At 54.1% G+C, this 11,494-nt stretch carries 15 protein-coding genes and 1 pseudogene; 12 read left to right on the top strand and 4 right to left on the bottom strand.

Annotation, left to right across the window (positions count from 1 at the left end; all coding sequences use genetic code 11):
• Nucleotides 1-314: 314 nt before the first annotated feature.
• The 5 genes from C8D90_RS08690 to cysE all read left to right on the top strand — a co-directional run bounded on the left by C8D90_RS08690 (nt 315) and on the right by cysE (nt 3,533).
• On the top strand, nt 315-746 hold the full coding sequence (locus C8D90_RS08690; RefSeq protein WP_196238495.1) for a rhodanese-like domain-containing protein: 432 nt from the start codon (nt 315-317) through the stop codon (nt 744-746).
• A gap of 43 nt (nt 747-789) precedes the next feature.
• On the top strand, nt 790-1,041 hold the full coding sequence (grxC, locus tag C8D90_RS08685; protein WP_115458047.1) for a glutaredoxin 3: 252 nt from the start codon (nt 790-792) through the stop codon (nt 1,039-1,041).
• Nucleotides 1,042-1,101: 60 nt separating this feature from the next.
• The gene (secB, locus tag C8D90_RS08680) at nt 1,102-1,584 is read left to right on the top strand and encodes a protein-export chaperone SecB (RefSeq protein WP_115458046.1); all 483 of its coding nucleotides are present in this window, start codon (nt 1,102-1,104) and stop codon (nt 1,582-1,584) included.
• Nucleotides 1,584-2,603 carry an NAD(P)H-dependent glycerol-3-phosphate dehydrogenase gene (gene gpsA / locus C8D90_RS08675; RefSeq protein ID WP_115458045.1) on the top strand — a complete coding sequence of 340 codons (1,020 nt, stop codon included), beginning with the start codon at nt 1,584-1,586 and terminating at the stop codon, nt 2,601-2,603. Before secB ends, gpsA begins: the two co-directional genes overlap by 1 nt.
• Before the next feature lie 108 nt (nt 2,604-2,711).
• Entirely contained in the window at nt 2,712-3,533 is an 822-nt protein-coding gene (gene cysE, locus C8D90_RS08670; protein WP_115458044.1) for a serine O-acetyltransferase, read from the top strand.
• A gap of 45 nt (nt 3,534-3,578) precedes the next feature.
• Here cysE and trmL read toward each other — a convergent pair whose 3' ends face one another.
• From trmL to cpxR, 3 genes are all read right to left on the bottom strand, one after another.
• The gene (trmL, locus tag C8D90_RS08665) at nt 3,579-4,052 is read right to left on the bottom strand and encodes a tRNA (uridine(34)/cytosine(34)/5-carboxymethylaminomethyluridine(34)-2'-O)-methyltransferase TrmL (protein ID WP_115458043.1); all 474 of its coding nucleotides are present in this window, start codon (nt 4,050-4,052) and stop codon (nt 3,579-3,581) included.
• A 61-nt stretch (nt 4,053-4,113) separates the two neighbouring features.
• Nucleotides 4,114-5,484, bottom strand: coding sequence for an envelope stress sensor histidine kinase CpxA (gene cpxA / locus C8D90_RS08660; protein ID WP_115458042.1), 1,371 nt, complete (start codon nt 5,482-5,484; stop codon nt 4,114-4,116).
• On the bottom strand, nt 5,481-6,179 hold the full coding sequence (cpxR, locus tag C8D90_RS08655; RefSeq protein ID WP_115458041.1) for an envelope stress response regulator transcription factor CpxR: 699 nt from the start codon (nt 6,177-6,179) through the stop codon (nt 5,481-5,483). Before cpxR ends, cpxA begins: the two co-directional genes overlap by 4 nt.
• 150 nt (nt 6,180-6,329) lie before the next feature.
• Between cpxR and cpxP the strand changes: the two genes are divergently transcribed.
• The 3 genes from cpxP to C8D90_RS08645 all read left to right on the top strand — a co-directional run bounded on the left by cpxP (nt 6,330) and on the right by C8D90_RS08645 (nt 7,827).
• Nucleotides 6,330-6,809: a cell-envelope stress modulator CpxP gene (gene cpxP / locus C8D90_RS08650; protein WP_115458040.1), complete on the top strand. Its 480-nt coding sequence runs from the start codon at nt 6,330-6,332 to the stop codon at nt 6,807-6,809.
• A 434-nt stretch (nt 6,810-7,243) separates the two neighbouring features.
• The gene (locus C8D90_RS22235) at nt 7,244-7,432 is read left to right on the top strand and encodes a hypothetical protein (protein ID WP_230472987.1); all 189 of its coding nucleotides are present in this window, start codon (nt 7,244-7,246) and stop codon (nt 7,430-7,432) included.
• The gene (locus tag C8D90_RS08645; RefSeq protein ID WP_230472986.1) at nt 7,432-7,827 is read left to right on the top strand and encodes a hypothetical protein; all 396 of its coding nucleotides are present in this window, start codon (nt 7,432-7,434) and stop codon (nt 7,825-7,827) included. Before C8D90_RS22235 ends, C8D90_RS08645 begins: the two co-directional genes overlap by 1 nt.
• An 86-nt stretch (nt 7,828-7,913) precedes the next feature.
• On the opposite strand, the pseudogene C8D90_RS22230 reads toward C8D90_RS08645, so the two are convergent.
• Nucleotides 7,914-8,145: pseudogene (locus C8D90_RS22230) on the bottom strand (site-specific integrase); the annotation flags it as partial.
• A gap of 153 nt (nt 8,146-8,298) precedes the next feature.
• Between C8D90_RS22230 and C8D90_RS08635 the strand changes: the two are divergent.
• The 4 genes from C8D90_RS08635 (at nt 8,299) to tcp (ending at nt 11,478) form a co-directional block, all read left to right on the top strand.
• The gene (locus C8D90_RS08635) at nt 8,299-9,003 is read left to right on the top strand and encodes a hypothetical protein (RefSeq protein ID WP_115458039.1); all 705 of its coding nucleotides are present in this window, start codon (nt 8,299-8,301) and stop codon (nt 9,001-9,003) included.
• Entirely contained in the window at nt 8,996-9,424 is a 429-nt protein-coding gene (locus C8D90_RS08630; RefSeq protein ID WP_115458038.1) for a hypothetical protein, read from the top strand. The genes C8D90_RS08635 and C8D90_RS08630 overlap by 8 nt, the downstream gene beginning before the upstream one ends.
• Nucleotides 9,425-9,583: 159 nt before the next feature.
• The gene (locus C8D90_RS08625; protein ID WP_115458037.1) at nt 9,584-9,784 is read left to right on the top strand and encodes a hypothetical protein; all 201 of its coding nucleotides are present in this window, start codon (nt 9,584-9,586) and stop codon (nt 9,782-9,784) included.
• 32 nt (nt 9,785-9,816) lie between these two features.
• Entirely contained in the window at nt 9,817-11,478 is a 1,662-nt protein-coding gene (gene tcp / locus C8D90_RS08620; RefSeq protein ID WP_115458036.1) for a methyl-accepting chemotaxis citrate transducer, read from the top strand.
• The last annotated feature ends 16 nt before the right edge of the window (nt 11,479-11,494 follow it).

Genomic DNA, 11,494 nt, shown 5'->3' with positions numbered 1-11,494 from the left:
TAAGTTTCAAATTGATCAGTTTCAATATAAACAGGCATCTGCGCTGACAGGATTCAGCAGTACGGATGCCTGTGTATACGGGAGGCGTAATTTTACTACATAACGCGGAAGAAATGAGCGCAAAAATGATTAAAGTTGTTGTCCGGCCGCGTTATCGCGGCTGCCGGAGTGGAAAAAAAGAAAAATTTTTCGCGCTGCGCCGCAGTTTCCGCTTCCGCTCCGCCTGATTTGGCTGTATTTGACGCATGGCACAGGTATACTTTGGCTCTTTATGTTTATCCCCAAACCAACGGGAGCAGTTACACCCCATGCAAATGCAAGAAATAATGCAATTCGTCAGTGCCCACCCCATACTTAGTGTGGCGTGGATCGTGCTGTTCGTCGCGGTTGTGGTTATGACGTTCAAAAGCCGTTTCTCCAAGGTGAAGGAGATTTCACGCGGCGAAGCGACGCATCTGATCAATAAAGAAGACGCCGTTGTGGTGGATACCCGTACGCGCGAAGATTTTCGCCGCGGCCACATCACCAACGCAATCAACCTGACGCCGAGCGATTTGAAAAGCGGCAGTCTGGGAGAGCTGGCGAAGTTTAAAGGCCAGCCCGTTATTATCGTCTGCGCCAACGGCACGACCGCCCGCGAATCCGGTGAACACGTAGTGAAAGCCGGTTTTGACAGGGTCTTTACCCTGAAAGACGGTATCGCCGGCTGGGTTGCTGATAACCTGCCTCTGGCGCGTGGTAAATAATGCCGCGGCTAAGCCGTGGTTAATGCACTACGTGAGGTAAACGATGGCAAAGATCGATATTTATACCAAGGCAACTTGCCCGTATTGCCGCCGGGCGAAAGCGCTGCTGAATGAAAAAGGCGCGGCGTTTCATGAGATTGCTATTGATAACGACGCGCAAACGCGTGAAGAGATGATCGAACGCAGCGGCCGGACAACCGTACCGCAGATTTTTATCGATGGTCGGCATATCGGCGGTTGCGACGATCTCTATGCTCTTGATGCCCAGGGCGGCCTGGACCCCCTGTTGGCGTAATATTCGGTGCCGGCGCAGTGCCGGTAATCCAAGGATTTTTAACTAAAAGGTATTAAACACATGTCAGAACAAGCTAACACCGAGATGTCATTCCAGATTCAGCGTATCTACACCAAGGATGTTTCTTTCGAAGCGCCTAACGCACCTCAGGTATTTCAGAAAGAGTGGCAGCCTGAAGTGAAGCTGGACCTGGATACCGCGTCTGGTCTTCTGGCCGAGGGGGTTTATGAGGTCGTCCTGCGCGTGACGGTGACGGCTTCCCTGGGTGAGGAAACGGCATTCCTGTGTGAAGTTCAGCAGGGCGGCGTGTTCAGCATCGGTGGCCTGGAAGGGACTCAGCTGGCTCATTGCCTGGGCGCTTACTGCCCGAACATCCTGTTCCCTTATGCCCGTGAAGCCATCACCAGCATGGTTTCCCGCGGTACGTTCCCGCAGCTGAACCTGGCGCCGGTTAACTTTGATGCCCTGTTCATGAACTACCTGCAGCAGCAGCAACAGCAGGCGGAAGGCGCGGAAGCAGAACAGAACGGACAAGACGCCTGATGGCATCCCCGACCGCGTCCATGACCGTCATCGGTGCCGGCTCGTACGGCACCGCCCTGGCTATTACGCTGGCGCGTAATGGCCACCGGGTCGTGATGTGGGGCCATGACCCCGCGCATATCGACGCTCTGGAGCAGGCACGCTGCAACCAGGCGTTCCTGCCCGACGTTCCCTTCCCGGACACGCTGGTGCTGGAAAACGATTTGGCGAAAGCGATGGCGGCCAGCAGAGATGTGCTGGTGGTCGTGCCCAGCCACGTATTCGGCGAGGTTTTACGCCAGCTGAAGCCGCATCTGCGCGCGGACTCCCGCATCGTTTGGGCTACCAAAGGTCTGGAAGCGGAAACGGGGCGTTTATTACAGGACGTTGCCAGAGAAGCGCTGGGCGAAGCGATTCCTTTGGCGGTGCTTTCCGGCCCGACGTTTGCCAAAGAGCTGGCGGCCGGTTTACCGACGGCGATTGCCGTTTCTTCAACGGATGCGCAGTTTGCTGACGATCTTCAGCAGCTTTTGCACTGCGGTAAAAGCTTCCGTGTTTATAACAACCCTGATTTTATCGGCGTACAGCTGGGCGGCGCGGTGAAAAACGTGATCGCTATTGGTGCCGGCATGTCTGACGGTATCGGCTTTGGCGCGAATGCGCGTACGGCGCTGATCACCCGCGGGCTGGCGGAAATGAGCCGTCTGGGCGCCGCGCTTGGCGCCGATCCCTCGACGTTTATGGGAATGGCCGGGCTGGGCGATCTGGTGCTGACCTGTACCGACAACCAATCCCGTAACCGGCGCTTTGGTATTATGCTGGGGCAGGGGTTAGGCGTTCAGGAAGCGCAGGATACTATCGGCCAGGTCGTCGAAGGGTATCGTAATACCAAAGAAGTGATGGCGCTGGCGCAGCGCTACGGCGTGGAAATGCCGATCACCGAACAGATTTACCAGGTGCTTTACCAGCATAAAAATGCGCGCGAAGCCGCGCTCAGCCTGCTGGGCCGCGCCCGCAAGGATGAAAAACCGGGTAACTGATAACGCATATTAAGGCGGGAAAACGCCCTGAAGAGTTATTGGCGCGGTGATGGATGTGCTTGATATAGTCACTGGAGCAATTAATAACAATAATCGGGAGTAAGGACGATGTCGAAAGAAGAACTTGAACACGTTTGGCAGAGCATTAAAGCGGAGGCGCGCAAGCTCGTTGAATGTGAACCCATGCTGGCCAGTTTCTTCCACGCAACGCTCCTGAAGCATGAAAATTTAGGTAATGCGCTGAGCTATATGTTGGCTAACAAGCTGGCTAGCGCGATTATGCCGGCCATCACCATCCGTGAAATGGTGGAAGAGGCGTATAAGGCCGATGCCCGGATGATCGATTACGCCGCCCGCGATATTCTGGCTGTGCGCCAGCGCGACCCGGCGGTGGATAAGTATTCGACCCCCCTGCTTTACCTCAAAGGCTTTCATGCCCTCCAGGCCTATCGTATCGGCCACTGGTTGTGGTCACAGGATCGCAAGGCACTAGCTATTTATCTGCAAAACCAGATTTCTGTCGTATTCGGCGTGGATATTCACCCGGCGGCCCGTATCGGCTGCGGGATCATGCTCGACCACGCCACCGGTATCGTGATTGGCGAAACGGCGGTGGTGGAGAACGACGTCTCTATTTTGCAGTCGGTAACGTTGGGCGGCACCGGTAAGGAAGGCGGCGATCGCCATCCGAAGATCCGCGAAGGCGTGATGATTGGCGCGGGCGCCAAGATCCTGGGCAATATTGAGGTTGGCTGCGGCGCGAAAATCGGCGCAGGCTCCGTTGTCTTGCAGGCCGTACCGCCCCATACGACAGCGGCCGGCGTGCCGGCGCGTATCGTCGGCCGCCCCGACAGCGACAAACCCTCAATGGATATGGATCAGCATTTCAACGGGGTCAGCCAGGGGTTTGAATTCGGCGACGGCATCTGACAAATCGCGTGATGCGGGCGTTCTGCCCGCATTCCCCTTCCGTCATTACTCCTTCAGCAGGGCGCCGGGATAACCCAACTGGCGCCAGGCTTCGTAGACCACCACCGATACCGCGTTAGACAAGTTCATGCTGCGGCTGCTGGCCAGCATCGGAATGCGGATTTTCTGCCCGGCCGGCAGGTTGTCCAGTATCGGGGCCGGCAGGCCGCGCGTTTCCGGACCGAACAAGAGGTAATCCCCTTTCTGATAGCTGACGGCGCTGTGCGCGGGCGTGCCTTTGGTTGTCAGTGCGAACAACCGGCGCGGCTGTTCTTGCTGCAAAAACGCGTCATAGTCGTGATGTCGCCGGATGTTGGTGAATTCATGATAGTCCAGCCCGGCGCGGCGCAGGCGTTTGTCGTCCCAGGTAAAGCCGAGAGGCTCAATCAGATGCAGGCTGAAGCCGGTATTGGCACACAGGCGGATAATGTTGCCGGTGTTGGGGGGAATTTCGGGTTCGAATAAAACGATGTGTAGCATGTAACCTGCGCTCTCTCGGAATCAGAGAGCGCAGTATATACCGGTTGTCATGATGCGTGAATCAGTGGCCTTGCAGCGGCAGCCACAGCGCCAGGCGCATTCCGCCCAGCGGACTGTCTTCCGCCCGGACCCAACCCCGGTGCTGGCTGACCACGGTCGCTACGATCGCCAGGCCAAGACCGGTGCCGCCTGACTCACGGTCGCGGGCTTCGTCGGTGCGGTAGAACGGCTCAAAGATGTGCTCGCGATCTTCCGGCGCGACGCCCGGCCCGTCGTCGTCAACGTGAATCAGAACGCCGTGGTTGTCGTTGCTGAAGCTGATGGCGATTTGGTTATGGGAATAGCGCAGCGCGTTGCGCACGATGTTCTCAAATGCGCTGTCCAGCGCGCCGGGATTGCCCAACAGCGCCCACGATCCCGCCGGTTTGGTGACGGTCAGGGTTTTGCCCATCTGCTCCGCTTCGAATTTCGCATTGTCCAGTACGTCGGCCCACAGCTTATCCGCCTTCAAAATGACGCGTTCCAGATCGTTTTTGTGCTGATTGCGCGACAGCGTCAGCAGATCGTTGATCATGCCGTCAAGGCGGGAAGATTCAGTTTCAATCCGCGTCAGTTCGTTAAACTCGCCGTGACGGCGGCGCAACAGCGCCGTTGCCAATTGCAGGCGGGTCAGCGGCGTACGCAGCTCATGCGAGATGTCGGAAATCAGCCGTTGCTGGGCGGTTACCATGCTTTCCAGCGCGTTGATCATTTGGTTGAAACTGGCGCCCGCCGCCAGGAATTCCTGCGGGCCGGACTCCAGTTCCGGGTGCTGACGCAGATTGCCTTTGGCGACGTCGTCGGCGGCGTTTTTCAGCTTACGCGCCGGTTTAGCCAGGCTCCAGGCCAGCCACAGCAGCAGGGGAGAACTGATCAGCATGGTAACGAGCAGCAGCAGCAGCGGACGGTCAAACAGCAGGTTGATGAAGTCGGACTGCGGGCTGCTGGCCGGGCGCACCAGGTAGAGCTGATAGTTATCCTCGCCATCGCGGATAGAGAAGGGACCGAGCATTTCTGAGCGGCCGTATTTTTTCTTTTGGGGGAAATCGGCGTTGTCGGACTGGCCGATAAAGTTACGCACGATCTGCATTTCGTGACGCTGAGCGCCGATCACCCGCCCTTCGCTGGTCACCAGAATCAGGCGTTGACCCGGCGGCGACCATTTATCAATGGCGCGGAACAGCCGGCGCCACCACAGCAGATCGTTAGCGGGATCGGCAGCCAATTCCGCTTCGACGTGCTGTTCCAGCATCACGCCCTGCCGGCGTTCGCTGTCCAGCAGGGCGGTCATCTGGCGGGAGTCCAGCTTCGGCAGCATCAGCACGACCATGAGCACCAACACCAGCGTCAGCCAGAAAATAGCAAAAATTCGGGCTGTCAGGCTGTTGATCATGAAGTCGCTACCATCAGATAACCGCGGCCGCGCAGGGTTTTAAACCAGGGCTGTTTGTCGAGGCGATCAGGCAGTTTGCGGCGCAGGTTAGAAATATGCATATCGATGGCGCGGTCAAACGGCGTTAAACGCTTGCCGAGCACTTCCTGGCTGAGGTGTTCCCGGGACACCACCTGGCCGATATGCTGCGCGAGCAGGTACAACAGAGTGAATTCGGTACCGGTCAGTTCCAGGGAAACGCCGTCGAAGCTGGCCTCCTGGCGACCAGGGTTCAGGTGCAGCCTGTCCACTTCCAGCGTGGGGGAGCCGTTTTCCGAATTCTGTTGCTGCTCGCTCCAGTTAGAGCGCCGCAGAATAGCCCGGATGCGTGCTACCAGCTCACGATCGTTGAACGGCTTGGGTAAATAGTCGTCGGCGCCCAGCTCCAGGCCCAGCACGCGATCAAGCTCGCTGCCGCGCGCCGTCAGCATGATGACGGGCGTCTGGTGATGCTGGCGCAACTCCTTCAGGGTATCAATGCCATTCTTTTTCGGCATCATAACGTCCAGCAGCAACAGATCAATGCTGCCGTCGAGCATCGTCAATGCCTGCTCGCCGTCATGCGCCACAACAACGTTAAACCCTTCCAGCTCCAGCAGTTCCTGTAACAGGGAAGTCAGTTCACGGTCGTCGTCAACCAGTAGGATCTTGTTCATAGATGAATACCTCCAGACGCAAAATACGACATCAAATGCAGCTATTCCATGACTTTACGTAGCTTTACATCCCCTGACGCTATCTTTCAGTCCCGGGGGTACACTGCTTCACATTGACTGAGGCAACCCACAACAAGAGAGGAGCTGATGATGCGAGCAACCACCGCCTTAACAGTATCTACCTTGTTGGCATTTGTATCCTGCGCCGCCTTTGCTGGTTCGTCGAACGCTTATCATCATGACGGCTTACTGAGACAAAATATGGATAGCCAGATGTTCGAAGGCGTGAGCCTGACGGAACATCAACGCCAACAAATGCGCGATCTCATGCGCCAGGCCCGCCACGACCTGCCGGGTATGGATCTACATGATATCGAAGCCATGCACAAGTTGGTAACGGCAGAAACGTTTGATGCGGCGGCGGTGCGCGCTCAGGCGGAAAAGATGGCCCGCGAGAGCGTGGGGCGCCAGATCGAAATGGCCCGTATCCGCAACCAGATGTATAACCTGCTGACGCCGGAGCAGAAAGACCAGATTAACGTGCGTTATCAACAACGTGTTGAGCAATGGCAACGCCAGATGACGCAATTACAGAATGCTTCATCACTGAAGTTAGGTACGACCAAGTAATACCCTGTTTTTCCTTGCCATAGACACCATCCCTGTCTTCCCCCGCCATGATGGCGGGGTTTTTTTTCAGTAAATTTCGTGAAAACTCATTGCTTCACTGCCCACATTTTTATTTAGAGAAAGCCCGCAGCCGGGTTTACCGCATTTTCTTAATTGAAGAAAATATCCCGGACTTCTTCACTTTTTTAATTGAACTGGCGAGATTACAATCAGCTTCTCTTTGAATTTTTCTTTTAAAACGGATGGTTAGACGGCAGCAGACTAGACAAGTCAGGATGTGCGCAGAGGGCATATAACATTTGATGCTGAGGGGAATCATGTAAGGAGTTACAACATTGTGGTTGATATCGTCATATCCGGGGAGCTTTTGGTCATGCCAGTGGCGTCTGAAAATAAAACATGATGAATACTTAACAGTCTCTGGCGGTGTTCTGATGTCTTTTTTTGCTTGGGTTGCAGGTCCAGTTTTCAGTGAGCTATGGCAACAAGGCCGGGAAATCGAACCACTGATTGCGCGTAAAGACGCGCATTTATTAACGCGCTCTACGCCAGAGATGGAGCGTTATTTTGACCAGTCCTCCGCAGATCTGCCCGGCAAAATGGTTTCCCGGTGGCAACAGTGATGCTGCTGTTAGTGGCTTTTGCGCTTAATCTACTGACTGTGTTGCGCTTATTTCCCGTCTTAACGGCGCCATTGCATGCGTTGCTTTTTTTCGCTCCCGGACTTGTCATGATGGCGGCGACAATCACGTGCAGCTTTTTGCTGGCGCGCGGGTACAGTACCGGACTTGCGGGATTTTGCTGCCTGTTCACTGGTCTGTTATTGGCGACGGGTGGGCAACTGGTGGTCAATTTACTGATTGACGGCGGATCGCCGCTGCCTTTGCTGGTTGCGTTAGCTGCACTTCTGGGAGTGAGAAAAGTATTTAACGGACAAGGATTTGTGCTTTTCTCGCTCTATTGCCGTACCCAGCGTCTTGCAAGAGAGGTGCGAGAGATACGAATGAAATCACGCTAAGGAAAAATTCCGGATGTTGTTGTGATACTGAGTGTCAAATCGGGGATGTGGATATTTTGTGGATGGAGTTGATGTTAAAATCATTTTAATTCCCTAAGTGCGATTATGTTCCCGCCACTCATCATAAAGTGTGAGGCGAATGTATGGCGGAGAACGTGCGTTGTCTGCCCGTGTGGCAGATCGGGTTTAACGCTTTTCAATTTCCGGCAGAAGTTTTCATAATCAACTTGAACAGTTTGCCGCTTGCTCCATCCTTAATTTCCTTTTCCAGTTCGGCGGAGATGGTACAACTCTTTTTCTGTCGTTCTTTGTTTCCAGAGCCCGCGCGGTGCGCTTGGAATTTGCAGCGCGGCGCTTAACTGAAAAAATATCTCAGAATCCTTCAGTGTTTTTTATTGATCTGGTGAGCTTATAATCAAATTCACTCAACTTCGGCAAGATTTTTTGTCCTGGCAGGAAGAGCGTTTAGGGATGAGTAAAAGAAGTGAAATTATTGACGGCAGCAAAGCCGCCGGTTCCAGAAGTGGGTTGATATACACAAAGGTGCTTGGGTGGGTTGATCTTGGTCATGCGCAAGGGACTGATATCAGAAATATTCTTGGTCAAATTGAGCGAGGGGAGCGGTCAGGGAAAGAGCGGTACGATGTGACCTACTCCCAATCTATGTCTGATCCATTCCGTATTATGAAGATGGGAAAATTTATCACTTGGCGCATTAAGCGAGGTCGTTCGCAATATGAGCGTAAAAGCATTGCGCTTGGAATGATGATGTCATTGGCGCGAAAGTTTGAAGGGCTGCAAGCGTCTTTCCCTGTTAGCCTTGTTACCGATAGTGGCTTCAGTGGGGAAGACTTGGTATCTGATTTGCTTGGGTTTTATCGCGTCGTGTCCATTCAAAATCCGTTTGGAATTTTGCGGCCAGTCAGTAAAGAAGAAGCGCTTAAAATATGGGACTTCTACGGCAAAGTTGGTGACTGGAAGAATGAAACCTTTTTACCCATATTGTTTCCGGACCCTGAAAAATTCCCCAACGCGAAGCCACGTAAGGGCATGCTGCCAAATTTCATGCAGACCATCAGACCCTGGAACGACCTCCGATCCGGGGTGGTTGGTGTCGCTACTGCTAACGGATCGTATATTGATGATGCAAAGAGCGGGGTGTTGCCTTATGCGTAACTCACTTAAAGCCCTGTGCATTCTGGTTGTTGTGGCCGTTGCTGCGTTTGCGTATGCATGGCCGTATATACAAATGGAGTTTGCGGGTAGTGCCCACTATACAGAACGGGATGCGCGGGAGTATGACTTTTACACTCCTGATATTCTGAAAAAAATGCCGCGAATTACCGAGCGATATGATTTCAATTATTCCAATATAACTGGCCCGGCGGCGCAGGTGTGGTCGATAAATTTTTATGGGGCAAATGACATCAATCAAATTGATGACTACTTGATATCAATTGGATATGTGAAACAGAGCACCTGCGATATTGAGGCTGACTGTTGGCATGCCCCTGCATCTAAAGAGGTCGTGACGGTGGCAAAGTTTGCTACTGACACAAGCATATCCGTGCAGGTATACCTCAGCCCGTATAGATAACAGGAAGATGCAGTGCAAATAAAGCCCCGGCACTCTGAGCGGCACCCCATAAAGTCAGATGGGTCATATTAAGCGGCTTTCATGATCTGAGACCGTAATTTAAATTGTGTCATTGCCTGTTTTTGATATGTTCTTCCTGACAACGGAGGCAGGTAAATTATGGACGAAAAGAAACTTAAGGCGCTCGCAGCCGAACTGGCCAAAGGCCTTAAAAAGCCTGCGGGGCCAGTGCTGGCGCGGCTTTCTCGCGAGTTTTTGCGACGATGCTTTTTTCACCACTTTTTACGCTTCAATATCAATGGATTAACAAAAAAATTACCGATGAGCAGTAAGGTAAACCCCTGTCCCGCCGATATATAGAAAACCTCTCCCCCATAGGACTATCTGGCGTTATGAAAAATACCAAAGTAATCACAGTGATAATCACCGCGCTGGCGATTCTCAGCGTGCTTTTGCTGGTCACCGGAGGACTGTTTTACGCCGCGGTTAACAACGATCGCCAGAATTTCCAGAAAACCGGGCTGCTGAACTATCAGCAACAGCAGTTGAGCGGCAGCTTCCAGACGCTGCTCGAAACCCGCGTCACGATTAACCGCGTCGCTATCCGTATGCTGAAAAACCAGCGCGATCCCTCGTCGCTGGCGGAGATGAATCAATTGCTGGCCAACGCGGACGCATCGCTCAAGGTGGCGAAGGAATACTTTAACCACTACATCCAATCGGAAAATGTTTTTGGTCAGGACGAGGCTCTTGAGAAGCAAACTGAAACGAATTTCAATAAGCTGCGCGGTATGTTGCAGCAGTCCATTGTGTTCTTAAGGGCTGATAACTATCAGGCTTATGGCGATCTGGACAGTCAGCAGGCGCAGGAGAATATGAAAGCCAGCTACGACGAATGGCTGGTGCAGAATACCCGGTTGCTGGAGGACGCCAGCATGCAGAATCAGAACAGCTTTATCGGCATGCAGTGGACGCTCGGCATCATTTTACTGATTGTCATCGTCGTGCTGGCGCTGATTTGGCTTGGCTTACAGCAGGTATTGCTGCGTCCGTTGCGGGAGGTGATGAAACATCTGGATGCGATAGCCGGAGGTGACCTCACCCATGACATCCACGCCGAAGGGCGCAGTGAAATGGGCTTGCTTGCCGCCGGCGTTAAGGCGATGCAGCAATCCCTGATCCGAACTGTGAGCGCAGTACGCGACAACGCGGACTCCATTTATGCCGGCGCAGGCGAAATCACCCTCGGCAGTAACGATCTTTCTTCGCGCACCGAGCAGCAGGCCGCCGCGCTGGAAGAAACCGCCGCCAGCATGGAGCAGCTCACCGCTACCGTGAAGCACAATACTGATAATGCCCGTCAGGCGAGCCATCTGGCGCAAAATGCCTCGGAAACGGCGCTGAAAGGCGGCCGCGTGGTAGATAACGTCGTCAGTACGATGAGCGAAATTGCCGAAAGTTCGGAGAAGATTGTCGATATCACCAGCGTTATCGATGCCATTGCCTTCCAGACCAATATTCTTGCGCTCAATGCCTCGGTGGAAGCTGCCCGTGCGAATGAGCAAGGGCGCGGCTTCGCCGTGGTGGCCGGGGAGGTTCGTACCCTGGCGAACCGCAGCGCTCAGGCGGCGAAAGAGATTAAAGTGCTTATCGAAAACTCCGTCTCGCGCATTGATACCGGCTTTACCCAGGTGCGGGAAGCGGGCGATACCATGAAAGAGATTGTCACGGCGGTAACACGGGTGACCGACATCATGGGCGAAATCTCATCGGCCTCGGATGAGCAGAGCAAAGGCATCGAGCAGGTTGCCCAGGCGGTATCGGAGATGGACAGCGTAACCCAGCAAAACGCCGCGCTGGTTGAGGAATCTGCGGCGGCAGCGGCGGCGCTGGAAGATCAGGCAAACCATCTGCGTCAGTCCGTCGCCGTTTTCCAGATTCAGCAATATGCAGACGAGAGCAGGGCGTTGCCCGCCGAAATACCCCGGCAATCCCAGCCGGCAACGTCAAAACCGGTGCCGGTTGATGCAGACGTTAACTGGGAAACGTTTTGAGTTTGGCCGGATAGCT

It is taken from the genome of Enterobacillus tribolii (assembly GCF_003363015.1).
Taxonomy (GTDB): Bacteria; Pseudomonadota; Gammaproteobacteria; order Enterobacterales; family Enterobacteriaceae; genus Enterobacillus; species Enterobacillus tribolii.
This window is presented reverse-complemented; position numbering and strand designations above follow the sequence as displayed.

Bases quoted from the DNA above. Each gene is read 5' to 3' on its own strand.
- secB (WP_115458046.1), top strand. From the start codon at position 1,102: ATGTCAGAACAAGCTAACACCGAGATGTCATTCCAGATTCAGCGTATC.
- C8D90_RS08635 (WP_115458039.1), top strand. From the start codon at position 8,299: ATGAGTAAAAGAAGTGAAATTATTGACGGCAGCAAAGCCGCCGGTTCC.
- cpxP (WP_115458040.1), top strand. From the start codon at position 6,330: ATGCGAGCAACCACCGCCTTAACAGTATCTACCTTGTTGGCATTTGTA.
- grxC (WP_115458047.1), top strand. From the start codon at position 790: ATGGCAAAGATCGATATTTATACCAAGGCAACTTGCCCGTATTGCCGC.
- C8D90_RS08645 (WP_230472986.1), top strand. From the start codon at position 7,432: ATGCTGCTGTTAGTGGCTTTTGCGCTTAATCTACTGACTGTGTTGCGC.
- cpxR (WP_115458041.1), bottom strand. From the start codon at position 6,179: ATGAACAAGATCCTACTGGTTGACGACGACCGTGAACTGACTTCCCTG.
- C8D90_RS08630 (WP_115458038.1), top strand. From the start codon at position 8,996: ATGCGTAACTCACTTAAAGCCCTGTGCATTCTGGTTGTTGTGGCCGTT.
- C8D90_RS22235 (WP_230472987.1), top strand. From the start codon at position 7,244: ATGTCTTTTTTTGCTTGGGTTGCAGGTCCAGTTTTCAGTGAGCTATGG.
- gpsA (WP_115458045.1), top strand. From the start codon at position 1,584: ATGGCATCCCCGACCGCGTCCATGACCGTCATCGGTGCCGGCTCGTAC.
- C8D90_RS08625 (WP_115458037.1), top strand. From the start codon at position 9,584: ATGGACGAAAAGAAACTTAAGGCGCTCGCAGCCGAACTGGCCAAAGGC.
- cysE (WP_115458044.1), top strand. From the start codon at position 2,712: ATGTCGAAAGAAGAACTTGAACACGTTTGGCAGAGCATTAAAGCGGAG.
- tcp (WP_115458036.1), top strand. From the start codon at position 9,817: ATGAAAAATACCAAAGTAATCACAGTGATAATCACCGCGCTGGCGATT.
- trmL (WP_115458043.1), bottom strand. From the start codon at position 4,052: ATGCTACACATCGTTTTATTCGAACCCGAAATTCCCCCCAACACCGGC.
- cpxA (WP_115458042.1), bottom strand. From the start codon at position 5,484: ATGATCAACAGCCTGACAGCCCGAATTTTTGCTATTTTCTGGCTGACG.
- C8D90_RS08690 (WP_196238495.1), top strand. From the start codon at position 315: ATGCAAGAAATAATGCAATTCGTCAGTGCCCACCCCATACTTAGTGTG.